Origin of the sequence: Streptomyces sp. NPDC047028, assembly GCF_040644095.1 — a bacterium.
Lineage (GTDB): Bacteria > Actinomycetota > Actinomycetes > Streptomycetales > Streptomycetaceae > Streptomyces.
In genome coordinates, this window is record NZ_JBEYVS010000071.1 from 1 (window position 1) to 23,910 (window position 23,910).

Annotated in this window: 27 protein-coding genes and 2 pseudogenes; 24 read left to right on the forward strand and 5 right to left on the reverse strand. The window is 70.7% G+C overall.

Annotation, left to right across the window (positions count from 1 at the left end; all coding sequences use genetic code 11):
* The first annotated feature begins 816 nt into the window (after positions 1–816).
* From ABZ854_RS34960 to ABZ854_RS35070, 23 genes and pseudogenes are all read left to right on the forward strand, one after another.
* A complete protein-coding gene (locus ABZ854_RS34960; protein ID WP_361219444.1) occupies positions 817–1,179 on the forward strand; it encodes a hypothetical protein in 363 nt (120 codons plus the stop codon).
* An 835-nt stretch (positions 1,180–2,014) separates the two neighbouring features.
* Positions 2,015–3,019 (forward strand): DUF932 domain-containing protein, encoded by a 1,005-nt coding sequence (locus ABZ854_RS34965; RefSeq protein ID WP_361219447.1) that lies wholly within the window; start codon positions 2,015–2,017, stop codon positions 3,017–3,019.
* 285 nt (positions 3,020–3,304) lie between these two features.
* On the forward strand, positions 3,305–3,856 hold the full coding sequence (locus ABZ854_RS34970; protein WP_361219449.1) for a hypothetical protein: 552 nt from the start codon (positions 3,305–3,307) through the stop codon (positions 3,854–3,856).
* Positions 3,857–3,934: 78 nt separating this feature from the next.
* Positions 3,935–4,951: a hypothetical protein gene (locus ABZ854_RS34975; RefSeq protein WP_361219451.1), complete on the forward strand. Its 1,017-nt coding sequence runs from the start codon at positions 3,935–3,937 to the stop codon at positions 4,949–4,951.
* Between the two features lie 80 nt (positions 4,952–5,031).
* On the forward strand, positions 5,032–5,325 hold the full coding sequence (locus ABZ854_RS34980) for a hypothetical protein (protein WP_361219454.1): 294 nt from the start codon (positions 5,032–5,034) through the stop codon (positions 5,323–5,325).
* A complete protein-coding gene (locus ABZ854_RS34985; RefSeq protein ID WP_359578250.1) occupies positions 5,322–5,498 on the forward strand; it encodes a hypothetical protein in 177 nt (58 codons plus the stop codon). Before ABZ854_RS34980 ends, ABZ854_RS34985 begins: the two co-directional genes overlap by 4 nt.
* Positions 5,499–5,546: 48 nt before the next feature.
* Positions 5,547–6,707, forward strand: a complete 1,161-nt coding sequence (locus tag ABZ854_RS34990) for a hypothetical protein (protein ID WP_361219457.1) — start codon at positions 5,547–5,549, stop codon at positions 6,705–6,707.
* Between the two features lie 72 nt (positions 6,708–6,779).
* Positions 6,780–7,292: a hypothetical protein gene (locus ABZ854_RS34995; RefSeq protein ID WP_361219459.1), complete on the forward strand. Its 513-nt coding sequence runs from the start codon at positions 6,780–6,782 to the stop codon at positions 7,290–7,292.
* Between the two features lie 40 nt (positions 7,293–7,332).
* Positions 7,333–8,169: a DUF3560 domain-containing protein gene (locus tag ABZ854_RS35000; RefSeq protein ID WP_361219462.1), complete on the forward strand. Its 837-nt coding sequence runs from the start codon at positions 7,333–7,335 to the stop codon at positions 8,167–8,169.
* A 155-nt stretch (positions 8,170–8,324) separates the two neighbouring features.
* Positions 8,325–9,233 (forward strand): hypothetical protein, encoded by a 909-nt coding sequence (locus tag ABZ854_RS35005; protein ID WP_361219465.1) that lies wholly within the window; start codon positions 8,325–8,327, stop codon positions 9,231–9,233.
* A 626-nt stretch (positions 9,234–9,859) separates the two neighbouring features.
* The gene (locus tag ABZ854_RS35010) at positions 9,860–10,234 is read left to right on the forward strand and encodes a hypothetical protein (protein ID WP_361219468.1); all 375 of its coding nucleotides are present in this window, start codon (positions 9,860–9,862) and stop codon (positions 10,232–10,234) included.
* 386 nt (positions 10,235–10,620) lie between these two features.
* Positions 10,621–11,022: a hypothetical protein gene (locus ABZ854_RS35015; protein WP_361219472.1), complete on the forward strand. Its 402-nt coding sequence runs from the start codon at positions 10,621–10,623 to the stop codon at positions 11,020–11,022.
* A 168-nt stretch (positions 11,023–11,190) separates the two neighbouring features.
* Positions 11,191–11,505: pseudogene (locus ABZ854_RS35020) on the forward strand (ParB/RepB/Spo0J family partition protein); the annotation flags it as partial.
* Between the two features lie 136 nt (positions 11,506–11,641).
* Positions 11,642–12,730, forward strand: coding sequence for a hypothetical protein (locus ABZ854_RS35025; RefSeq protein ID WP_361219511.1), 1,089 nt, complete (start codon positions 11,642–11,644; stop codon positions 12,728–12,730).
* A 543-nt stretch (positions 12,731–13,273) separates the two neighbouring features.
* Positions 13,274–13,654 (forward strand): hypothetical protein, encoded by a 381-nt coding sequence (locus tag ABZ854_RS35030; protein ID WP_361219474.1) that lies wholly within the window; start codon positions 13,274–13,276, stop codon positions 13,652–13,654.
* A gap of 101 nt (positions 13,655–13,755) precedes the next feature.
* Positions 13,756–14,136, forward strand: coding sequence for a hypothetical protein (locus ABZ854_RS35035; RefSeq protein ID WP_361219477.1), 381 nt, complete (start codon positions 13,756–13,758; stop codon positions 14,134–14,136).
* Positions 14,137–14,195: 59 nt separating this feature from the next.
* The gene (locus tag ABZ854_RS35040; protein ID WP_361219479.1) at positions 14,196–14,375 is read left to right on the forward strand and encodes a hypothetical protein; all 180 of its coding nucleotides are present in this window, start codon (positions 14,196–14,198) and stop codon (positions 14,373–14,375) included.
* Positions 14,376–14,439: 64 nt separating this feature from the next.
* Positions 14,440–14,730: a hypothetical protein gene (locus ABZ854_RS35045; protein ID WP_361219482.1), complete on the forward strand. Its 291-nt coding sequence runs from the start codon at positions 14,440–14,442 to the stop codon at positions 14,728–14,730.
* Between the two features lie 60 nt (positions 14,731–14,790).
* Positions 14,791–15,591 (forward strand): hypothetical protein, encoded by an 801-nt coding sequence (locus tag ABZ854_RS35050; protein ID WP_361219485.1) that lies wholly within the window; start codon positions 14,791–14,793, stop codon positions 15,589–15,591.
* 399 nt (positions 15,592–15,990) lie between these two features.
* Positions 15,991–16,284 carry a hypothetical protein gene (locus ABZ854_RS35055; protein WP_361219488.1) on the forward strand — a complete coding sequence of 98 codons (294 nt, stop codon included), beginning with the start codon at positions 15,991–15,993 and terminating at the stop codon, positions 16,282–16,284.
* A gap of 40 nt (positions 16,285–16,324) precedes the next feature.
* Positions 16,325–17,205 (forward strand): annotated as a pseudogene (locus ABZ854_RS35060) (DNA-processing protein DprA).
* A gap of 68 nt (positions 17,206–17,273) precedes the next feature.
* Positions 17,274–17,465 (forward strand): hypothetical protein, encoded by a 192-nt coding sequence (locus ABZ854_RS35065; RefSeq protein ID WP_361219490.1) that lies wholly within the window; start codon positions 17,274–17,276, stop codon positions 17,463–17,465.
* 143 nt (positions 17,466–17,608) lie between these two features.
* Positions 17,609–18,394 (forward strand): hypothetical protein, encoded by a 786-nt coding sequence (locus ABZ854_RS35070; protein ID WP_361219492.1) that lies wholly within the window; start codon positions 17,609–17,611, stop codon positions 18,392–18,394.
* A 126-nt stretch (positions 18,395–18,520) separates the two neighbouring features.
* Here ABZ854_RS35070 and ABZ854_RS35075 read toward each other — a convergent pair whose 3' ends face one another.
* The gene (locus ABZ854_RS35075) at positions 18,521–19,975 is read right to left on the reverse strand and encodes a hypothetical protein (RefSeq protein WP_361219495.1); all 1,455 of its coding nucleotides are present in this window, start codon (positions 19,973–19,975) and stop codon (positions 18,521–18,523) included.
* A gap of 194 nt (positions 19,976–20,169) precedes the next feature.
* Between ABZ854_RS35075 and ABZ854_RS35080 the strand changes: the two genes are divergently transcribed.
* Entirely contained in the window at positions 20,170–20,673 is a 504-nt protein-coding gene (locus tag ABZ854_RS35080) for an SLOG family protein (RefSeq protein WP_361219497.1), read from the forward strand.
* 130 nt (positions 20,674–20,803) lie between these two features.
* On the opposite strand, the gene ABZ854_RS35085 is transcribed toward ABZ854_RS35080, so the two are convergent.
* From ABZ854_RS35085 to ABZ854_RS35100, 4 genes are read right to left on the reverse strand one after another with little or no spacing between them, the layout of a single operon-like run.
* Entirely contained in the window at positions 20,804–21,967 is a 1,164-nt protein-coding gene (locus ABZ854_RS35085; protein ID WP_361219500.1) for a cysteine desulfurase family protein, read from the reverse strand.
* A complete protein-coding gene (locus ABZ854_RS35090; RefSeq protein ID WP_361219503.1) occupies positions 21,964–22,908 on the reverse strand; it encodes a hypothetical protein in 945 nt (314 codons plus the stop codon). The genes ABZ854_RS35085 and ABZ854_RS35090 overlap by 4 nt, the downstream gene beginning before the upstream one ends.
* Before the next feature lie 24 nt (positions 22,909–22,932).
* Positions 22,933–23,553, reverse strand: a complete 621-nt coding sequence (locus tag ABZ854_RS35095; protein WP_361219506.1) for a hypothetical protein — start codon at positions 23,551–23,553, stop codon at positions 22,933–22,935.
* A 5-nt stretch (positions 23,554–23,558) separates the two neighbouring features.
* Positions 23,559–23,738 carry a hypothetical protein gene (locus tag ABZ854_RS35100; protein WP_361219509.1) on the reverse strand — a complete coding sequence of 60 codons (180 nt, stop codon included), beginning with the start codon at positions 23,736–23,738 and terminating at the stop codon, positions 23,559–23,561.
* Between the last annotated feature and the right edge of the window lie 172 nt (positions 23,739–23,910).

Below are 23,910 nucleotides of genomic sequence, written 5' to 3' on the forward strand. Positions count from 1 at the left end.
CTGTCCGGCTCCGGGACCGCCTCGTTGAAGGCGGCGATTGAGACGGCGCGGGGTGGAGGACCGCAGACACGACGCGCCGCCGCTACGCGGCGGAAACAGGAATTGCTCCGCAATTCCCAATTCCGGCTCCGCCGGAATTGCCGGGGCAACTCCGTTGCCCCGGGCCCGAATTCGCTCCGCGATTCGAGCCAGAACGGGATTCGCTCCGCGAATCCCTCAGGCTGGCTGCACGGAGGATCAGCGGCCGTCTTTCTAGCCCGTCTTGCACTACTAATGGGACGTCAGCATTTGCGTTACGACCGCCGCCCCGTTTCGCTTCCGAATGAAGAACGTCCATACTTTCTATCAGAAAACTGGTCCGCCCTCAATTCCCCGCTATTTTCTAGTGGTTCGGAACCGGTAGGCCATTCACCGCTATTGGGCAAGTCCCGCCCAGAGGTCAGATCCGCCGTTATGCGGTCCGGGCGCGCCAGCCCCGAGTGCGCGGAGGCTCCGCCGACGCGCAACCTGAAACCTCCGGGCCCGATCCCCGAGGCCGCCGCGCCGCCCTAGCCCGCCCCTACCTTTCTCTCATTCGGGCAGGGAGAGCGGCAGCAGAGGGGATGTCCTCCCTTCCGGCCACGCGTAAGTGCCCTTCTGACCTGGAGTGTTGGAAAGGCCGGCCGCTGGTCGAGGGCAGGGGATGACGCAGGAGATAGCGCAGGAGATAGCGCGTGGGGTGGTGCAACAGATCAGGTGTCTGTATTATGGAACATGTTGGGAAGGGTGGCTCCCTACCCGGCACCGCCGAACGTTCGTCAACGGAAAGGCGTCAGTGTGGAAATCGTCATCAGCGGAGGCAAGGTGGCTCCCAGTACGGACGAGATCACGACCCCTCAGGCCGCAGAGGCCCGCCAGATCGCCAATTTCCTCCCCCGCCCGGAACTCCTCCGGGACGCCGTCATCGCGCACAACCAGGACGACAACACCACGTCAATTCGGTTCGAGACCACGGCCGGTCCCATCCGCGTTCTCCTGCCCATCGCGCAGGGGTTTGAGTTCCACATCATCCACGACAGCGACACCGGGCCCCGCATTCTCGGAACCTTCCGGAGCACATCCCCCCGGGGCGTACCCCTTTCGGTGCGAGCCGTCGCATTCCGCATCAGTGAATTCCTGCGGACTCGCGGACTGAAGTAGGAGGCAATTCCGGGGGCCCCGGTTTACCGGGCTCCCGGACAGCCCCCGCACCTACACCAACCGAAGGGGAAGTCACTTGAGCGTGACGAGCATTGGGCCCGCCCACCGCGCCGTTCCGGCGACCGAGGCCGAGCGAGAACAGATGGAGGCCGCTTTCCGGGCAGCGCTGGAACAGCACCCCGAGGACACCGGTTTCCCGCACGACGTAAGCGAGTTGACCCGGCCCCTGTTCGAGGCGGGATGGCTCTCCGGCGTACGGACCGGGCACACCGGGTCCGCGCTGGCCGACGTGCCGTTGCCGCCCCACACGTTCAGTACGGCCCTGGCCAACCTGTCCGCCGCCCTACACGCGAACAGCGGCCCCAGCATCGGGCAGTTGGCCAGCTACCACGGGTCGCAGGAGTGCTGCCACGGCCGTTACTGGGTGACGCGCATTGAGCGCGAGCTGGACCCGCCGAGGACGAGAGTCCACGTTCTACCGCCTCAGCGAGTACAGGAATGGTGCATTCGTCACCGCGCTGACCGGAGTCCACGCGTCGAGCGTCACGGCACTGCCGCAGCACTGGCAGCGGTAAGCCCTCACGGAACAACGTGTTCCACGTGCCGGAGTACCTCTGCTACGGCGTTTCCGCCCTTGCCGAGCAGGAGAAGTGACCTGCCCCGGCATGGGCCGCCGCAGTCGTAGCCGCAGGTCAGCAGGCCGCCCCGGGGGTGGGGCGCACCCGAGATTTAATCGGTTGCCCCACCCCCGTAGCAAGGTATTATGGAACCAGTTCGGAAGGGTTGGCCCCCTACTGGACACGCCGAAAGTTCGTCACCAGAAGGGAAGCCCCAAGTGGCTCACGAGATCGAGCAGTTCACCGACGCCACCGCTGCTTTCGCCTCCGCCAACACGAGCGCCTGGCACAAGCTCGGCACCGTCACCAACGGCGCGATGACCGCCGAAGACGCCATGCGCATCGCGTCTCTGTCCGGCTGGAAGGTGCGACTCCTCCCCCTCACCGCGACCGAGATCACGGCCGACGGAACCACGCCGCTGGAGGTACCGCAGCACTTCGCGACCGCGCGCACGCACCCCAAGACCGGCCGCACGCAGACGCTCGGAATGGTCGGCAGCGACTACCACCCCGTGCAGAACGAGGAACACGCCGAGTTCCTCAACCTGCTGGCCGACGAGTCCGGCGCGCACTTCGAGACCGCCGGATCGCTCAAGGACGGCCGTCAGGTGTTCCTGACCATGAAGATGCCGCAGGGTCTCACGATCGGCGGGAACGACGACGTAGACCTGTACATTGCAGCGTTCAACAGCCACGACGGAGGCTCGGCGTTCCGCATCGTGGTGACGCCGGTCCGGGTGGTGTGCGCGAACACCATGCGTGCGGCCATCCACGGGGCCCGGTCCTCGTTCGTGGTCCGGCACACCGCCGGAGCCAAGGCCCGTATCGCGCAGGCCCGTTCCGCCCTCGGTCTGACGTTCCGGTACGCCGAGGAGTTCGAGCAGGCCGCACAACGCATGATCGAAGCCGAGATGACGCTCAGCGAGCTGAAGTCGGTGGTGGACGAGATGTGGCCGGTCAAGGACAGCGACCACGCCCGCGCCAAGACCAACCAGCGCCAGCGGTGGGGGGCCATCTCGAACCTGTTCGAACACGCCGATACCCAGGCCGGTATCCGGGGCACGCGGTGGGCCGGATACAACGCGCTCACCGAGTACGCCAACCACGTCGCCCCGACCCGGGGCAAGACCGACGCCGAGAAGGCGGACGCCCGCGCCGAGCGGGTCATCAGCGGAGCGGCGAACGACCTGATGGAGAAGGCATTCGCCCTCACCACGGTCTGACCCCCTGACCGCCGGGTGGGCACCCCAATTCCCCCACGGGGGTGCCCACCCGGCCCCACCGGCCAGCAGTGGCCGCACCCGCCCCCGAGCGCGGAGCGCTCAACCCCGCATCAGCAGCGCGGAGCGCTGCCCGCCGGCCCCTGCCGCGTAGCGGCAGCGCGTCGCCTCTGCGGAGCAGAGCGCGCGCCAAGAACACCTCCGCCCCTCCCTGCGCCCAGGCCGCGCCGGCGGACGCCCAGCAGTTCGACACCCACCGCCCACCCACCGCCCCACGGAAGGCCATCCATGCCCATGCCGAAGTGGACGATCAAAGGCATCGTCGACGACTACGACACGTGCGGTTGCTGCGGCCGCCGCGGACTCAAGCGCACGGTCGCGCTCATGCCGCTGGACGCCGAGGGGAACGAGGACGGCACCGCCGAAGACGTCGTGTACTACGGCACGTCGTGCGCCGCTCTCGCGCTGTGCTGGACGCAGGGCAAGGTGACCGACACCGCGCACGCCGCCCAGGCCGAGCGGGAGCAGCGCGACGCCTACGCCCGACGGATGATCAGCATCTACGCTCCGGTGGAGTTCGCCCCCGTCCGCGACAAGGCCCGCGTCTACTACGGCCGCAACCAGCACCAGCGGTACACGGGCGTGAAGGCGACCGAGGAAGTGGCGAAACTGCTGGACAAGGCCCGCGCCACGCTGGCCGACACCAGCACTGGTCCGGCCCGCCCCTCGCGTATCGAGGTCCGCCGCTACTGCCGCCGTACGGCCCTGCGGGGCAGCTCAGCGCCCGTCGCCCGCGCGTACCCCGCCCCGTTCCTGCCGGACCCGTCCGTCACCGGCTGAGGCCACCGCCCGGGCCCCGGCGGGGGCCGGGCCGCCCGCCAACTCCCCATTTCCGTACGCCCTGTGAGGAGACACCCCGTGATCACCATTGGAACCCCGTCCGGCACCGTCCGCGCCGTTCCGTCCGAGGCGGACGCCACCGGCAGCGTGCTCTACACCCTCACCGGTGCCGCCACGGGAACTGTCCACGTGACCGCGACCAGCAGCCCCGCCCGATGGGACCGCTTCGACGCCGTCCGCGCCAGTCTCGGATCCGTCAGCGCGCGCGAGTTCCCCGCCGAGCCGCTGGTACGCATCCGCGGCTGCGCCTACCAGGGCAACACGGTTCGGGTGCTCGCCCACTCCGCCGACGTGCCCTGGGGATGGCTGGAACGCGACCTGACCGACACCGACGACCGGCCCGCGCCCCCGCAGGCCAGCCAGACGCTGACCGCCATCCTGCGCGCGTGCGCCGGCCACTACGCCGCGCGCAGCGACTTCCCCAGCCTCCAGCACGCGGCCCGCCGCCACGACACCCCGCAGCTGCTGAAGTGGCTGGACGCGATGATCTCGCACGCCGAACGGGCGCAGGCCCGCTGGCTGGACGAGGCCGAGGCCCACCGAGTCCAGGCCGCCCGTAGTCTGGCCGCCTGGTGGACGCTGGCCCGCTGGTTCACCGCCCGTCCACACCCGGTGCTCGCGCTGCTGCTGGTGCCGGACCGCGAGAGCCTGGCCCACCGCGCCGAGTACCTCTCGAAGTGGGCCGAGATCAGCACGCGCGCAGCCGAGGAGGAGGGCCGCCGTCTGACGCTCTTCCGGTCGGAGTACGAGGGGTTGACCCCGCCCTCCGCCGCGCCGGAGAGCCGGGACCGCCCGTACTTCGTGGTCGGTCTGTGGAAGGGCGGCGGCAACGTCGACATCTGGCACGTGGAGGAGGCCCCCACCGATCCGGGCGAACTGTCCGACCTGTGCGAGCAGCACACCGTGGACGCCGAAGACGCGTTCGGCAGCGTCGAGATCGTCTACGCCACCAGCCCGGAAGCCGCAGCCGAGCAGGCCCGCCGGGAGGCGAGCGAGACCAGCGAGCGCATCCACCGCGAGCTCACCCGCCCGTAGGCCGATAACGGCCGCTCCCCGGGGTGGCCTACCGCTAGGCCGCCCCGGCACACGCCCCTGATCACGAGGAGAGACAACCCGTGGCAACATTCGCGCACGCCACCCCGGAACGCTGCGCCCAGCTCGGCCGCGCCCTCACCGCCGCCGGCCTTGGCTGGAGCGACAACGGCCGCCAGGACAACCCGCAGTACCTCACCTACACCGTGACCGACCCGCACGGCCGCACGTGGCAGGTCAGCCCGGCCACCAACTTTCAGATCTCCCCGTCCAGTCCGGGGCAGATCTGGCAGGCCAGCTGCGCGGCACTGATGACGAGGTCCCCGGTCCTGTCCGCCCGCCTGGTGGCGGAGCACATCAAGGACGTCCCGGCATGAGCAGCCCGCCGCCGTTTAGGCCCGAGGACTTCGAGGAGCGGTGCGAGACCTGCAACGCCCCGCCCGGACAGCTCTGCCACGCCTGGTGCGACACCGGATACACCGCCGAGGACGCCCGCGCCGACGCTGAGCGCCACGCCGCCCAGCGCGACGCCAAGCCCCCTGCGCCGTAGGCGCACCGCCCCGACTCCCCCGCCCACCTTTCCCGAAGGAGACCCCTCATGGAACTGTCCACCCCCGCCGGCCTTGAGTCCCTCGCACGCGCGGTTGCCGAGCAGCTCGGCGCCGACCGCACCGAGAAGGACGGCGACACCGGCCGGGTGCGTGTCGTCTACGCCGACGGCCGCGCCCTGGAACTCACCCCCAACCGCCCCCGGACCCGGATCACCGTCACCGCGGTTCTGCCCGAGCAGGCCACCGCGCACGGCATCGAGGTCAAGGCGATCACGGTCACCGCCCTGCCCCGCCCGCGCCCCAGCGAGAGCCAGGCCAAAGCCACCGCGCGGCACACAGCCGACCACATCCGTCAGCGGCTGCTGCCCGCGCACACCGCCGCCCTGGCCGAGATGCGCGAGCGCACCGCCCCCCAGGTGGCCACGTTCCAGCGTGCCGAATCCGCCCTTGCCGGATTCCTCGACCGCCCCCGGGGCGGGGTGGCGATCTCCGAGCAGCCGGTACGCCGCCCGCTGGGGCTGACCGCCCGGCGCGCCGTCGCCTGGTGGCACACGCTCGACGGCCCCTCCCGAGCCGTGGCACCGTTCATGGCCGACGCCCTGCGCCGGGCCAAACTGGTGACGACGGAGCCGCACGGCAGCGGCTACGTGTTCTTCGCCGAGCCCCCGGCCGAGCCCTCCGACACCCGGTTCCGGATCGCCTCTGCCGCCGGGGGCGAAGGGTGGGACCTGGTCGACGAGTTCACCGGCGCGTGCGTGCGGACGTACGACGACCGGGAGTGGGCCCAGGGGATCGCCGAGAGCGCGAACGGCGAGGAGGACGCCGCCCGGCGCGCCGCCGTCGCGTCCATGGACTTGCCGGGACTCTCGGCAGACCTGATCGAGGACGAGCAATGGCGGGCCCTGGCCGTGGAGTTGGCCACCGCCGGACACATGCCCTACGGCCTGACCGACGTCGACTACACGCAGACGCCGGGATTCCACATCTACCCCAGCGCGGAGCCGGGCAGGGCCAAGGTGGCGCGGCTGCTGGAACCCTGGGGGGCGATCCGGCCCGGTGCCCGCTTCGAGGCGCCCGAACGCGAAGTCGAGTGCTACGACGAGGACTTGGAGGCCTACGCGCGGCTCCTGGCCAGGCCTGGCCGGACGGTGGCCGTCACGCTGGACGGCATCCAGGTCACGCACAACGACCCGCCGACCAGACCCTGATCTGCGGGTTCCGGGGTGGGGCAGCCCCCTGAAAATCGGTTGCCCCACCCTCCGAAATAAGTATTATGGAACATGAAGGGAGCGGAGCAGCCCCGTGGACTGCACCGCAGCCGCGCCGCCCACCCGGCCGAACGCGCCGCGGGAGGGCTGCACCCCTCCCCCTCCCCCTCCACCGCACCCGCACCCGCACCCGCACCCGCACCCGCACCGAGAGAGGACACCTACGTGACCGACGCGACCAGCACCCCCGAGTGCCGCCAGCACGGCCCCATGACGCTGCACACCGGCGACCAGTCCCCCGCACAGCGCTTCACCGGCACCTGGTACACCTGCACCGATCCGACCTGCTGGAGCGCCGTCCTGTATCCGTCGGCCGAACTGGTCGCCGACCTCGAAGCGCAGGGGCGTCCGGCGAAGGCCCCCCTGACCCTCACCCACACCCGCGCTGAGGGGACCCTGCTGTCCGGCTCGGTGAAGGGCGACGGCGCGTACGAGCTGCTCCGGCCGTTCCGCTTCCGGGCCTCTCTCCCTCGATCGGGATCTACCTGCGCGGCTCCCGCGACCGCCGCGCCGACCTGTACCTGATCAGCCAGCGGCCGACGCCCTGCGGGAAGCCGGCCACCAGGTGACGGTCGAGATCGACGAGACCGAGCGCCGGGCCTTCGCCGAGGCCGAGGAGGACCGCGCCGACCGGGCGGCCGGACGAGCCGAGTACTTCGGGGCGCGGGCCGAGCGCTACCAGACGTCGTCGGACGCGAAGTGGGAGCGCGGGCGCGAGATCACGCGCGGGTACGCGGGCGAGCCGGCGAAGGTCGATCACTCCTCGGCGGGCCGTCACATGCGCGACCTGGAGCGCGCGCACCGCCTGTACGGCCAGTCCGTCCAGGAGCAGGCGGAGGCCGACCGCTGCGCGGACCGCGCGGTCACGGCCGAGCACTACGAACAGCACCGAAAGAACCCGGGGGTGACGCTGCGCCGCCTGGAGCGCCTGCAGGCCGACCGGCGCCGAGTCGAGCGCCAGCAGGCCCGGACGGTCGAGGACGCGGAGGCGGGCAAGCTCACCGTTGAGGCCCTGGTCGCGGCCCTTATCCGGCTCGACGCCGACCATGCCGACCTGTGCGACGAGATCGGCGTATGGGAGCGGGTCATCGAGCAGGCCGAGGCCGAGGGCGTGAAGCTGTGGGGGCCGGACGACTTCGAGCCGGGTGACTTCGTGCGCTCCGGCAGCCGCCTGCTGGAGGTCCTGCGGGTCAACAAGAAGACGGTCACCGTGCCGGGCGGACCCGAGGCGGGGCCGGTCGTGTCGAAGGCCGACCGCCAGTACTCCTGGAACGGGAAGCTCCCGTACGACAAGGTCACCGGCCGGGTGAGCGCCGAGGAGATGCGGGCTCTGCTGGCGGAGGCGGAGGCGCAGCCGGGCGGACCCGATCCCGCGAGCGCGCAGGACCAGCGGGACGCCTGAGTGCGTGCCGCGCCCGGGCTCCGTGCGCGCGGCCCGCTGCCTGCCGCTCTGAACTGCGCCGTTGACGGTGGGGCAGCGCTGCGAAAGTCGGTTGCCCCACCCCTCGTATTACGTATTATGGAACTTGACAGATCGAAGCGAGCGAGGAGACTCCCGTGGACCTGCACAACGCAGCCGCACTGCTCACCACCCATGCCCAGCACGCCTACACGCTCCAGCGCGAGGCCGGCGCCGCCCTCACCCTGGGAACCCAGAGCGACCCCCGCCGTCTCGCCCATCGCGCCGAACGCGCCGTAGAACTGGCCGTATTGTGGGACGGAGTTCTGTGGGAGGCCCACGGCACAAGCCAGCGCGATCTTTTCCCGCTCGCCGCCCCCGCGCGCCTGGTCGCCGCCGCCCGCACCCTGCGGACCCTCACCCGCGACGGCATCACGCGTGCCTACGACCTGACTTGTGCGGAGTTCCCCGACCGCACCCCCGAGCGCGCGGCCGGGCACTGGGCGGCACGGCTCTTCCTGCTTCACACCAACATCGTCGATCACCTGCCCGGCGCTGCGACGCCCCCCGCCGTCCTCGCCGAGCTGCACGCCCGCTTCTCCGACGGCTCCAGCGGCGTACGGCTGTCGGCCGGAACCACGGCCGCGCTGGAGCTGGTCACCACCCTGCGTAAGGGGCTCGACGCCGCACCGGTGGCCGCCCGCGACATCCCGGCCTGCGCGGGCGAGATCCTCATCCGTGCGCTGGAACGCGCGACGTTCCAGGGGTGCAGCCTCACCACCACGGGCACCGACCGCACGGCCGTACTCGTCCCCCTGGTCGACGGCTGGAGGATCGAGGTCGACGACGCGGGTTCCGCCGACCACGCGCCCGAGGACCACGGCAGCAGCAGGGGCAGCCGGGGGTGGTCGGCCAGCCTGTACGACCCGTCAGGCGAGGCGATCGATGTGGTGCACCACCCCTCCCCCGACACGGCTGATGACTGCCTCGCCGACAGCGCGGCGTGCGTCCGCAATCTGGCGCAGTGGCGGGCCGAGAACCAGTCGAAGGGCCCCGTCCAGGGCTGACCACCGCCCCACGCCAGCCCGAGGCGAAGGAGGCCCCGGTGTTCCCCGACCCCGAACCCGACATACACGCCCACCTGGACGCCGACCCGCGCTGCATCTGCACGCTCCTTCGCTGCGGCGGCTCCGTCCTGTCCCCCGGCTGCCCCACGCACGGGATGACTTCGGGGCGCACCTTTCACCTGGCACTTCGCCGACCGGTGCCCCCACCGCTGACACGACGTTCCGGGAGATCCCGCACACGAAAGGAACGCCGCCGTGCCCCAGGCAGACACCCCGCTGGACACCGCAGACCTGTCCACGCTCGCCGACCGCGAGCAGGCCCGGTTCACCACCGGGCATGGCCTGGTGTCCGTGCGCCGGTACGCCCGCTCCTCGGACTTCGTACGGGCCTCCGTGCGCTCCCGCAACGGCCGGGACCGCGCCGCGCTGCTGACCCTGTACCCCGAGGCGTACCCGCTGGCCCCGGCCTGGCTGGCCGCCATCGCCGAGGCCGCCCCGGAGACGGCCGACCACCGGCACCCGTCCGCCGCCATGTCCTCGGTCCGGCTGCTCGCGAGGATGACGCCGGATCACCGCAACGGCGCCCCCGGCAGTCCGACGGATCGGTCGGCTGGAGCATGCCCGGCGTGTCCGCACGCGTGTGGCCGGACGGCCGCATCGAGCTGCGCAGCACCACCGGCGCGGAGCTCGCCGGCCGACTGGAGGGCTCCGAGTGGGACTCCTGGAAGGTGGCCGCCGTGGCAGACGCAGGCCTGCGTCTGCTGTGCGCGTCCGAAGCCCGCCACCTCACCCGAACCGGCCAGCCGTCCGGGTGGCACCGGCCGTTCGACCGAAGCGATTCCGCCGGGCTGGGGCGCGAGCGCAAGGGCGGGCAGATGTACGACGGCTCCGCCGTCGCGTCCTGCTCCTGCGGCTGGAGGGTGACAGCCGAATCGCAGCTGGGCGCTCGCGCGCTCGCCGAACAGCACCGCCGCGAAGCCACCAGCGGCGAACCCACGTAACTGCCGACACCCCGCCCGCGCAGGGTGCCTACGGCGCTCCCCCGCGTCGAAGAGAGGCTCCGCCATGCCCCGATCCGTACTGCCCCCGCCGCCCGCGCCGGCCCCCGCGGCTGATGACGACCGCAGGTGCGTCGACTGCGGCCTGCCCTGCGCCGAGCAGGTGACATCCTTCCCCCGCATCGGGGGCGGAACGCGTGCTGTGTACGCCTGCTCCGTGCACGCGGCTCGTCGCCGCCGCAGACCCTGACCTGCATATTTGCGGGTGAGGCAGCGCCGAGAAATTCATTTGCCCCACCCCTCATATGAGGTATTATGGAACACGTCAACCGAATCAGCCGCCGCCCCGCGGAGGGCGACGGAAGCGAACTCCACCGAGGAGGCAGGACGTGACCGGTTCACAGACGCTCGACCCCAACGCCGATGAAGAGGTGGCGACGGCTCCGCTCGCCCGGCTGCGCGCAGCAGGTATCCGCTGCCTGCCCTGGCGCGACAGCGCTGGCACATACATCCGCGTTCCGCTCGCCGACGGCACCGAGGTCACCCTCAGCGGCACCGCCGCCGACCGAGGCGACACGCCGGGCCATGACGTCAGCACCCACCACCCGGTCCGGGAGCACGACAGCTGGCAGGCGTCTCTGAATGACGCCGACGGCGGCTGTGACGAGCTCTATGACTCCCGCGCACAGAACCTCCCGTACGAGGAGGACACCGTCGCACTGGTTGCCGCCATCCTCGCCTGCGCCCGCGAGCACGGCGGTTCCGACCGAACCAGCGACCCCGACGACTGACGGCCCACCTACGTCGCCAAGCACTCTGAACTGCGTTTTTGACGGTGGGGCAGCGCCGAGAAATTCAGTTGCCCCGCCTCACGAGTTTAGTATTATGGAACATGTCGAGAGGGTGGCTCTCTCCCGGCACCGCTGAACGTCCGTCAACCCAGCACAAGGAGGCCAGACATGGCCACAGCCACCACCGCCGACCAGACGGCCGAATCCGTCCCCGTCGACACCGACGAGGAGAACCTGACCGCCGTCCTGCTCGACCCGGACGCGATCGTGCGCGACGAGTTCAACGCCCGCGAGCACGACACCGAGCCCGACGCCGACCTGATCAACTCCGTCAAGGCCGTCGGTGTCCAGGACCCGGTCAGCGTCCGCCCCCGCCCGGACGGCACGTACGGAGCGTTCAAGGGCTGGCGGCGCACCCAGGCCGCGCAGATCGCCAACGCCACCGCCGAGGCGCAAGGCCACGCCAAGCGGCAGATCAAGGCGTACGTCCGCGCGGACCTGGTCGGCCGGGACGCCTGGACGCAGTTCCTGTCCCTCATCGAGAACCACCAGCGCCAGGGCATGTCCCCCAAGGACACCCTGAAGGCCGCCGAACTGTCGCTGATCGGGATGGACGAGGTTGAGCAGAAGAAGGCCGCGCGCCCTGGGCCTCAAGCGTGGCACCGACAGGCGGCTCGGACGGGCCCAGCAGCTCGACGACGCCACCCTGCGCCGGGCCTCCGCCGGGGGCATGGACCTCGAACAGATCGCCCAGCTCGCCGAGGTCGAGGACGTGCCCCGCGCTCAGGACCGCCTCCTCAAGGCGCTGGCCCGCGACGAGGCGGAGGAGGGCGGCGGGCGCGGCCACTGGGACCAGGAACTCGCGCTGCTCAAGGCCGAACAGGACGACCGCACCGCCCGCAAGGAGGCGATCGCGGCCCTGGAGAAGGCGGACATCCCCCTGCTGCCCACGCAACTCGCGTACGGGGAGAAGGACACCGCTCACCCGCTGTCGGAGCTGACCACGCCGCTGGGCAGGCCGCTGGACGAGGACAACCACAAGGGATGCCCCGGCCACAGTGCACGGCTCGACGACGAGAACCAGCCGGTCTGGTACTGCGCCGACCCAGCTGAGTACGGCCACAAGGTGCGCCCGAAGCCGAAGCCGACCAAGACGGCCGAGGACGAGGAGAAGGCCGCCGAGCGGGCCCGCACCACCGCGTGCAACCGGGCCTGGAAGGCCGCCGCCGGGCCCCGCAAGGAGTTCGTCACCCGGCTGGTGCGCAGCAGCAAGGCCCTGCCGGAGAACGCCTGGCGGTTCGCCCTCGGGGTTCTGCTGGACCTGCCCCCCTTCTACGGCAAGTGGGCGCAGCGGCAGGAGGCCGAGGACGTGGCCAGCTTCCTGGGGGTGAAGCTCCCCGAGAGCCCGTTCGAGCGGGCGCGGCTGTCGGATCTGGTCACCCTGTCCAAGGCCCGCACGGCGCATGTGCTGTTCGCGCACGTCGCCGCCGCCTTCGAGCGCGACATGCGCGAGCCGAAGGGCTGGAACGACGCCCGCATGCAGGTCCGCTTCCTGTGGGAGGACCCCACCCCCCAGCAGGCCGCTTACCTGCTGCTCCTGGAGAAGCTCGGCCAGGACGACAAAGGCAGCTACCGGCTGTCCGAGGTCGAGGAGCAGGCCGTCGCCGCACACCGGGGCGACGACGCCGAAGGCGAACCCGCCGCCTGATCTTCCGCCAGGCCTCACACGCACGACGCGGCCGGGCACCGAGGGTGCCCGGCCCCCGGATCACACTCGATCAAACCCCATGGAGTCCGCCATGCCCAACTCCGGCCCTGCCGAGCCCACGCCGTCGGGAGACGTGGAAGACCAGGGAGACCAGCCGCTGACCCTCGACGTGCTGCGCCAGCTCGTCGGCAACGAATGGGCCGGCCTGCCGGGCGAAACCCTGTCGTGCTCTCCCGTGACACCGAGGGCAACCTCTACTCGCCGTTCAGCACGTACGCGCACGGCCGCTACTCCCCCGTCTATGACCTGACCGGCGAGCCCGCTGGAAAGCGAGCTCGCGGCAGACGCCGAGCTGCGCGAGCTGTTCGGGAAGATCCCGGCCAACGCCCGCGCCGCCCTGGTGCTCTACCCGCTCGGCTGACCGCCGTGCACCCGGCGGGCACCACATCAGCCGGTGCCCCCCGGCCCGCCTTCAGGCACCAGTTCCCGCCGGGCGTGACAGATGCCCGGCCCATCCCACGCAACAGGAGAGGGGACACTCCCATGCCCACCCTTGCCGAGGTCCGCGCCCTCATCCGCGAACTGCCCGACGTCGTGTCCGTGGCCGTCGTCCAGGAGGCAGCCACGGACCGGCTGCTCCAGCTGGACGCCGACCAGCGCCCGGTCATCACCCCCGGCCGCACCGGGCGGATCACCGCCACGATCCGCCCCGCCTGCCTGCGCCTGCTGACCGGCACCGTCCAGCAGCCCAACCGCACGGGCACCCGCTTCGACTTCCTGCTGGACGAGGCCTCCACCGAGCGGCTGCGCCTGGACCCGAACAACGGCACCCGGTTCCGCATCGCCAAGGACGAGAAGCGCTACCGGCTCGCGAAGGTCCCGGCCTCCTGCATCGAGCTCACCGACACCCCGGCCGACTCCTAGACGGCCCCGGAGATTCGGGGGCAGCGTACGAGCGCTGCCCCCGGCCCCGGCCCCTCCGTCCCGTCCTCACCTGCAACTACCGGGAAGGGAGCGTGACTTCGATGTGCCGCGCGATCCCCGTGCGCTGCCTCGACCGGCCGTTGGCCGGCGGACTGGTCGTGCCGTACGTATCGCTGATCCACAACGGGCACGCCGTATTCGGCAGTCTCGACGCCGACCGGGCCCGGCATGCCTTCCTTCAGCGCCTGTGCCAGATCTGCTCCCAGCCCCTTGAAGAGCGGTTCTTCGTCATCGTCCGCCCTGCCGACCAGCAGCAGGGCTACTCCCCCGAACCCGCGCTCCACCCGGAGTGCCAGCCCTACACCGCGGCGAACTGCCCGATGCTCAACGGCACCGCCAGCCACTACCGATCCCACCGGTACTCACCTCCCATCCCGCGGCTCGCCCCTGCTCGGACCCGTCGTGCCCGTGCCCTGAGCTGACCCCGGACGAGGGGCACTCCGCCCGCAGCGGACGGCCCGCTGACCGGTACGAGGCATGGATGATCGCTGCCCGGCACTACGAGCTGGTGTTCCGCCAGGACGCGCCCGACGTCCCGGCCGGGATCAGCCTGGACGTACCCATCCTGCGCAAGCGCGTCCTGCGTGAGGCCGTTCTGCCCGCCGACCCCGCCGCCCTGCTCGACTTGCTGCATGCCGCCCTGGGACTGGAGCAGCCCTAGCCCGTACGTCCCGGGCCCAGCCCGGTACGCCGCCCCCATCTGCGTGACTCCGAAGGAGAGTTGGATGCCCACCGCGTACCCCGTGACCCTGCCGCCCGTTCCCGTCGACCCGGAGACCGCCTGGAACGCCCAGCGCATCAGCGACACGGTCTTCGAGCGGCCGGACGAGGGGTGGCCCTCCGCCACGACCCTGTTCGCGATCGACGCCTCCAGCCCGGTTGAAGCGGAATTGCGTGTCCTGGCGTGGATCAACCACAGCTACGAGGACGACCTCCGCCAGGCGACCGCCACCGCCGAGCACCAGGCCGGCCCCCACCAGTGGCACGTCAGCCTGCGCATTCTCGGCGAGTTCTGAGCCCGAGGCAGGCGTGCCCTGCACCGCCCCGCCACCCACTGACCAGAGAGAGGAACCAACGTGACCACCCCCGAGCCGACGACCCCTGTCGACCGGAATACCCCCTTGGGCCAGGCCGTCATCGCGCTGCACCAGCAGCTGACCGATCCGGAGGAGCGCACGGACGAGTGGCCCGGCGCGGACGTCGTCGACATCCTCAGCGACTGGCTGGAGCAGTTCGACTTCACCGCCCCGGCACCGGCCGTCGCGCACATTCCGCCGCGCCCGCCGGGAGAGGCCTGGGTACTGCGCCGCTGGGACCGGCACGAAGACGGCATCGGGCTGTTCACCGACGAAGACTGCGCGCTGGCCGAGCTCGCCCGGCACGTGCGTGGAAGCTGGGAGAACCTCCTGGGCGACGACGACGTCCCCGACACTCCGCCCACCGACGACCGCACAGCCGTGGACCTCTACTACGGGCCGGACCGCGACAACCGCCCGGACGAGGGCTACTCGCTGTACGCCGACACCATCAGCGGGCGAGGCCGCCCACGGATCGTGCCGCTCGCCTTCCAGTTCCCCGACGCCGCCGACTGCGTGCGTGCCAACCGCGCTGCCCTCTTCCACGCAGGAATCCATGGCGGTCTTCCCTGTCTGGAGGTCGACGGCGTCCTGGTCTTCGCCTACCTCGACGCCCAGGTCGGCGCCGTCAGGGTGTCCGTCCACCTCGACAGCACCCCGGACCACCTCGTGAGGCCCGATGACACGGTGCCGCTGCGGGTCACGGTCGAGGACACGATCGTGCTCGATGACAGCAACGCGGAAGGCGCACCCAGGCCGCCGCGGGCCCTGACGAACCCCCCGACCCGCTCCCGGAGTTGAGGCGGGGATGGAGCTGCGCGAGCCGTAGGCCGAAGCCGGCCTCGACGGGGCGGGTGCCTCCGCGGTGGAAAAACGGGATGACACCCGAACCCGAGATAGGTATTATGGCACTTACGTGGGGGCTCCCGGGCACCGCCAGACCGTTCGTCGCATCGAGGAGTACCTCCATGAGCGGAGAGACCACCGCTGTCATCCGCGGCCGCGTGTACGGGACCGTGCAGCTGCGCCACACCGAACGCGGCACACCCGCCGCCCGGTTCACCGTGATGCAGGTCCCCCGCGAGTACGACCGCGCCCGAGGACAGTGGCGCGACGGCGAGCCGGTCCCGGTCATCTGCACCGTCACCGGGCCGCTCGCCCGGCACGCCGCCGAGTGCCTCACCGACCGACGCCGTCCACGTGATCATCACAGGGAACCTGGCCCTGCGCGCGGGCCTGCTCCACGTCGACTCCGCCCAGGTCGGCGTGGACCTCGCCCACCACGTCGCCTACATCGACGACACCCTGCCCGTCGTCCTCGCCGGACGCGCCCCCGCCCCGGCACCGCGTGCGACCGCCGCTCCCGACACAGCGCACCGCGATGCACCTGTCCGCCCGGCCGCAGCTCCCGCCGCCCCGGCCGCCGACTGGTGGCAGTCGCCCCCGCGCCGCTCCTGGGACGCGGTCACCGCGCCCAGCCGCACCGGCCGCTGACCACGCCACACGATCCCGCACCGCCCATCGCGGCACCGGCATGCCCGCCGGCCGCCGCCGTTCACGGAGGTACGCCGTGCCCAGCACCGCCCTGTCCGAGCGCGCCGCCCGCGCCGCGCTCGCCGCCCACTTCCCGCCCCACCAGGTCGCCGCTCATCTCGCCCATCACTGTGCCGAGGAGGTCTGGCAGTACGGCGTCCACCTCGACGCCGGCGGCCGCCTGGCCCAGTACAAGCCGCGCGAGGAACTCGCCAACGCCCAGCTGACATGCCAGTTCGTCATCCCGTCGGACGACGTGTGGCCCGCCGCCCTGGCCGACCTTGGCCCCAACTGCCCGCTCGGTCTGTGGGTGCGCGGACACGAACAGCTGCCCCAGCTGACCGCCCGCGCCGTGGCCGTGACCGGTAACCGGGCCGCCACCGCCGAGGCCCTCACCCGGACGAAGACCTTCGCCACCGCCGTCGCCGAGGCTGGGCACACGGTCACCGCCACTCTCGCGTACGGCGTCGACGCCACCGCCCACCGGGCCGCCGCCCAGGCCGGGCTCGCGACGCTCGCCGTCCTGCCGCCGGCCTGGACCGCGCCCACCCGCACGACCACGCCCAGCTGCTGAGCTCCATCCCCACCAGCGGCAGCGCGGTGGTCAGCCTGTTCCCGCCTGGCACCCCCGCTAGCGGAGCAACCCTGCGGGCCAGCGCAGCCCTGCTCGCGGCGCTCGTGCAGGCGGTGGTGCTCGTCGAGGCCCTGGACCACGCCGAGGCGGCGATGCACACCGCCGAGACCGCCGCCGACCTGAACCGGCCCGTGCTCGTCCCGCCCCCCACCAGCGACGTGCGCGCCGACGGCAACGTCCGCCTGCTCGCCGAGCAGCGCGCCGTCCTGGTCCCCGACCCCGCGCACGCGCTCGCCGAATTGCGCTGACCAGCCAACCGCCCTTCCGTGCCCGGCCGTCCGGCCGGGCACGGGCCCCGGAAGGAGTGACGAAGGCCATGCCCCGCACCGCGTACACGCCGTCGCTGCCCGGCCTGAGCACCACCGACGACCTGGACACCGTCATCAACTGGGGACTGGGCGCCGACTCGACCGCCTACCTCGCCCGGATGCTCACCGACCCCGACGCACACGGCATCGACCTGATGCGCACCGCCGTCCTGTACATGGCCACCGGCAGCGTTCTCTAGCCGGTCTGAGCGTGTTGTCGAAGTGTGGCTGACGCCGATTGGTATCGCCCTGGGGCCGCTGACTCGATCCTTGAGGTGCGAGACATGTAGCCCAAGGTCGGTCCTGACCAACTGGGTTCGATTGTCAGACCGCAGCTCTAGTGTTGGGGGGTGCTTCAGAAGTCGGCAAGATTCCGAACGTCGAGGCGGCGCTCTCCGTCGAGGAGACCGTCCTCGGTCAAACAGCCTGGTTCCTTCATGATCAAGGAGACGTTCAGGCAGCGGCCCTCCTCCTGGATGTGGAGGGGATCGAGTGGTCTCCCGGCAACAGGTTCGGCGACTGGATGGATGCCCGCCTCCTCGTCCCCGGCTGGCTGATGGATCGCTTCACTGAAGACCTTCTTGCGCGGATCCGGGACGCCCTCCTGCCGATTGCCGAGCGGAACGGAGTGGAAGCACACTCTGTCTATGTCGGGCCGGCGCTTCCAGAGCTGGGTGCGGACTGGAGGTCAGCTCTTGAGGGCCGAATGACCTCCGACACCGCAACAAACCACGCCGCGCGGGTCCGCGACCCGAAGCCTGAACTGCGACGCGACGGATTCGTCTTTGATTCCCGCGAAGAGCTACGGGTCTATGAAGCGCTCAAGCGAGCTCAGGCCACCCTCCCCGCTGACGCCACCATCTCGATCTTTCCCCTGCCCCTGGGCCGCGTGGGTGTCGGCAACACGTGGACGCCAGACTTCCTAGTCGTTCGTGAGGGCAGGGCGGGCCTGATCGAGGTCGACGGGCCGCATCACCGCGGCCGACTGGCAGCTGACGGGACTCGGGATCGGCATTGGCGGAACAGCGGGTTCGTTCACATCGAGCGAATCCTGGTGGAGGAGACCGCCAAGGACTCGGAGCTGGACGCCCTGGTCAGGACCTTCCTCAAGCGGCTGCGGACGCATTAGCCGGCGCCGGAGCACTCGCTGCCTCATCCTCGGAGAATGTGTCCCTATCTGTCCCTGATGGGCGCCCCGTGATCGACCTCGGCCCCCGCGTCTTGGGCTGGCGCCTTGCGATCTCGGGGCGATCAATCAGGCTCCGAATCGCTTCAGCTGAGTCTTGATCTCAGGATCCTTGGTCAGCAGGTTGGGCTTCGCGGGAAAGACTCGGATGGCGTCGAAGAGCTCCCGGTCGTCACGGCCGGTCAGCTTGTTCTCGATCAGTCCAAGGAGCTCGGTCCACTGCGACTGGGGAAGCGTCTGCTGCAGCTTGCTGACGATCACGTTGTCCGTGAACGACCGCAGCGCGAGTGACGCCTGCTGCGGGTTGAAGCGGGCGATCAGGTCTCGGTAGATCGGGTCGGCGTTGATGGCGATGCCGTTGCCGTTCGTGAGGAACACCTCGACGATTCCAAGAACATACTTTCGACTAAGTCCCTCGGGGACGTCCCCATGCTGGCCCACGAGTTCCTGCAGCCGACGTGCGATCGGCGGCTCGGTATAGAAGTTGCTCCACCCGTTGTGCGCGTCGATCAGCTCATCCAGGGCTCCGTCGAGCTCCCATGCCCGTTCCTCGGACGGCAGGTAGGTCGCGCCCGCGACGAGGTCGATGAGCTGACGAGCAAGGACAGCCTGGGGCTGGTCGCCATTGGCTCGGAAGCGCCCGAGTCGGAACCCGAAGTTGTAGCGCGTCTCGTCGGAGACCTTCGGCCAGAGCTCAGGCCAGAGTCGCCGGATGTTGTCCAGGGTCTCCGGCCCAGTCGTCAAGTCGGTGTATCGGCCGAAGAGCCCTGAGGCGAGGGGGTCGGCCTGGACAGGCGGGAGGTTGACGAAGAAGGTGGTGATCTCCCTGATGGCCCCGTCGTCCAGACGCTTCTCCTTGACTTTCACCAGGAGCTTCTTGACCTGAGCGGTGATGTGGTCGTAGGGCAGCGTGATGACGTGCTTGATGCAGGTCCCCAGCCAGTTGGCCAGCTGGAGCCCATCCAGCTGGGCCTGGTTGGGATGGGCGGCACTCGCCCAGTTACGCATGTAGCGGATGAGGTCGAGTTCCTGGTAGCCGATGTCGCTGATGAGACCGATCTCGCGACACCCGCCGAGGAGCTTCTGATCGTCGAGCTTGGGGAGGTCGTCCTCGTCCTTGAGGTCCTTGCGCTTGTTGTCGTTCTTCTCCGCGACCTCGTAGAAGTACTGCAGGTCGAAGTTCACGACGCGCTTGCGGAGCTCAAGGACGGTCTCGTCCCAGAGGTAGTTCAAAGCCGCATCGAAGAGGCCGACGGATCCGGCGATGATCATCTTCGAGATGTAGTTGGCCTGACCTCGCTGTTCGACGGGCAGACGCTGGAGGGCAAAGCCCGTGCTTTCCATCAGCGCGTGTCGCTCTTCGACACCGACGAGGATGCCGTCCGTCGGCAGTCCGGATTTCGCGAGGATGTCCAGGATCAAGGTTTCGAAGGACCTCAGCCCCTGCAGGGCCGTCTCGTGCTGGCCAGCGGTGATCTCGCCACCGGTCGGCCGGGGCTCCAGGTGGCCGCTGCTCATGCTCATGCCCGCGAGCGTAAGCCACCCGCCACGGGAGGAAAGTACGATTTCGCGCGACCCTCTCCTTCCGTCCGCCGGCTGTGGCCGTGGCGGCATGGCCGCAGTCGCCGCTGACAAGCGGGCGGCCGCTCGGGGGCGGGACCCGGGCCTTGGTGTCAGCGCCAGGTGCGACGCTGTCCGGGAAGGGCGAGGTGAGGGTCGTGCTGGAGTTGGCGGAGGGCCGGGTGCTGGTGTGCGGGAGCCGCCGCTGGCAGTGGCCGTCGGCGGTCGAGGCGGTCCTGGACCGGCTCGCCGACCGCTATGGCGACCGGCTTGTAGTGATCGAGGGCTCCGCGACCGGAGCCGATGCCGCCGCGTGCAGTTGGTGCCGCCGCCACGGACTCGGAGCCGACCGGCATCGGTGCCATCCGGTCGACTGGGCCGCTGCGAAACGTGAGCGTCCGCAGGACTGGCGGATGGCGGGGCCGGAACGGAACACCCGCATGCTGCTGCAAGAGCGGCCGGAGCTGGTGATCGCCTTCCATGATCACTTCGTTCCCGCCAGCGGCGGAACATCGGACATGTGTCTGCGTGCCCTACTGAGGGACGTCCCGGTGTGGCTGGTGCCCGGCCGCGACGTGCAGGTCGGCGCCTGGCTGAGGGCGGGGATCTTCCCGGATGACCGGGCCCGGCGCGTGCGGGGCGAGCTGGAGACTTTCCTTTAACGCCGAGATCGTCCCGTTTAAGGATAGTGAGGTCACCCCGCGCCGACCGGCCCGGCCGGGCGAGGCTCGAAGGCCGCCCGGCGGGCCTCGGAGGATCTTCCCGCAGGGGCGGCCCGGTTCGGGTGGCGGATCAAGCCGCGTTGGCGGGCGCCGACATCAGGGTGTGTGCGGTGCGGGTGATGAGGTCGGCGGCCTGGTCGACGTCGGTGTCCGTGGTGGTGCGGCCGATGCTGAGCCGGAGGGTCGCGCGGGCCTGGTCTCGGGTGAGTCCGATCGCGGTGAGGACGTGGGAAGGTTCGCCGCTTCCGGTGTTGCAGGCCGAGCCGGTGGAGGCGGCGATGCCAGGGACGCGGTCGAGGAGGTCGGTGGCCTCGATGCCGGGGAGAGTGAGGCTGAGGTTCCCGGGCAGTCGCCGGTGCGGGTGACCGTTGACGGTGGCGCCGGAGATCGCGGCCAGGAGGCGGTCTTGAAGCCGGTCGCGCAGGGCCCGGATGCGGGGCGGGGGCGGGACGGCGTCGGTGGTGATGAGGTGGGCGGCGGCGCCGAAGCCGACAATCGCGGGGACGTTGGGGGTGCCGGCCCGTAGCCCGCGCTCTTGTCCGCCGCCGGTCTGCTGGGCGGTGATGCGCAGGCCGCCGCGGATGTAGAGGGCGCCGATGCCCTTGGGGCCGTGGAGTTTGTGAGCGGACAAAGAGGCGAGGTCGACGCCGAGTTCGGCGACGTCGAGGAGTCCGCAGCCGACGCTCTGGGCGGCGTCGGTGTGCAGGACGATGCCTCGCGGGGCGGTGATCTCGGCGATGGCCGCGAGCCGCTGCAGGGTGCCGATCTCGTTGTTGGCGTGCATCACCGAGACCAGCACGGTGTTCGGGGTGAGGACGGCGGCGACATCGGCGGGGTGGACGCGGCCGTGCGCGTCGACGCCGACGCGGGTGAGGGTGTAGCCGTGGTGGTCGACCAGCCGCTGGCAGGCGGCGAGGACGGCCTTGTGCTCGATCGCCGTGGTGACGATGTGCCCGCCGTGCGGGCGGGCGGCCAGGGCGGCGCCGACGATCGCGAGGTGGTCGGCCTCGGTGGCGCCGGAGGTGAAGACGATCTCCAGCTCGTTCTTGGCGCCGACCAGGTCGGCGACCTGCTGGCGGGCGGTGCGGATCGCCCTCGCGGCGGCGCGTCCGCAGGTGTGCGGGCTGGAGGGGTTGCCGTACTCACTGGTGAAGAACGGCAGCATCGCCTCCAGGACGCGCGCGTCGAGCGGGGTGGTGGCCTGGTGGTCGAGGTAGATCGGTGGGGTGTTCATGCGGCCCGCTCCTCGTGTCGGGCGGCGGCCGGTGCCGTCGCGGCGTACTTGCGTTCGCCGTCGACCAGGTCCCAGTAGATGGTGCGGGGTTCGTCGAAGACAGAGAACGCGGTGGCCAGGCAGTGCCAGTTCCGGTTCGGTTGGGCCGCGGCGAGGAAGAAGGCGTCCTCGAACAGCCGGCGGGCGCGTTTGGCCAGGGCCTCGCGGGTCGGCTGCGGGGCGAACAGGTGCAGGAATCCGCGCTCACGCAGCCATGCCTCGGCGTGCTCGGCGCCGACGGTGCCGTCCAGGTGGCCGCCGTCGGTGAGGGTCTGGGTGGCCAGCCGCTCAAGCCGGCGGTGCCGTCGGGCGTCCTCGCCGCCGGGGCAGCGGTCGCCGGTGATGTTCCATTCGTTCCAGCGGGGCGACTGGTAGTGGTCCCAGTCGATGTCGTCGAGGTGGGCGGTGACCTGCGGCGGGATCTGGCCGCGGGTCAGGTCCGCGACGTCGTAGCCGGGCCCGAGGGCCTCCAGCGTGAGCGAGCCCGGCCGCCTGGGGCCGGGCCGGTCCATGCGGATGAGGACGGTGAGGCGGTTGGTGAAGCGGTTGGTGGGCTCGGCGAGGATGACGGCCCGCCCGTCGGCCAGGAGCCCAGCCGCGCGGGACGGGATCTCCTCGACGGGGAAGGTGTTGCCGCCGCGGTAGTACTGCTTCTTCTCCACTCCTCCGTCGGAGCGGATCATCAGTTTCTCGGTGCCGGTGGCGGCGGCCAGGACGTGGGCGGCGGTGCGGAGGGCGGCCGTGCTGTGGCCCGGCTCGATGAGGCAGGCGTTGAGGACGGGCAGTTGCAGCGAGTGCAGCAGGGCCATGGTCTGCCACTTCGGCCAGCGCCGGTCCTTGGCCGCGGCGGTCAGTTCGTCGGCGGTGAGTGCGTGTAACGGGCGGGGCAGGGATATCGCCATCGCGCCGTTTCCCCCTTCCCTTCGTCAGGCGGCGTCCGCGAGGTGCAGGTCGGCGGACAGTTCGGCGAACGTGCGCTCGCGGTTCTCGGTGAAGGGGTGGTCGCGCCAGTCGAAGAAGTCGCCGATGCCGAGCTCGTCGGCGCAGACGCGGCGTACGAACTGGCGGGCAAAGCCGGCCGAGGGCCAGTAGTAGTGCTCGCCGGGCCGCGGGGAGAGGTAGAGGTAGGAGCCGTTGGCGGCGGCCGGGAGGGCCGCCATGGAGGTGAGCCGCAGGCCGGGGCCGCCGGTCTTCTCGTAGGCGGCGGTGACCCGGTCCGGGTCGGGGACGGGGATAAGGTGCAGGTGGCAGTGGCTACAGCAGGAGGCGCCCAGTTCGCAGTCGCGCGGGCCGTGTTCGGCCAGGATCACCGGGCCGTAGCGGGCCTGGATCAGCGTGCGCATCTGTTCCGTCTCCTCGGAGACCCGCTCCAGGTCGGCCTCGGTGACGTCGGCGGCGGCGTCCAGGTGCTCAAGCGGCATGAACAGGCAGTAGCCCGGGGTCAGGGCGCCGATGGTGGGCAGCAGCACCCAGCCTCCGGGGGTCTCGGTGATGATCCGGGTCGTGCTCTCGCCTGTGGTGAACTCGGTGCAGAACTGGCAGTCCATCAGGGTCACCTCCGGATCGGGCCGACGGGGAACTCGTCGGCGTATCGGCTTTTCAGGTCGGCCGCGCGGCCGTAGAAGGGGTGGGACGCGACGTCGTCGCTGCGGGGCCCGTCCAGGGCGAAGACGAGCAGGCGGGCCAGCGGCATGCCGTGGTGCAGCCGCAGGACGGCGGGGCCGGTGTTCACGAGCTCCAGCGTCAGGTGCCCGTTCCAGCCGGGCAGGACGAACGGGCTGGTGACGTGGACGGCCAGGCCGACGCGGGCTAGAGCGTGTCTCTTTGATGGGTGATCAGTTGATCGGATGTGTCTGTCCGATTAGTGATCACCGATGCGATGTGGGACCGGATCGAGCCGTTGA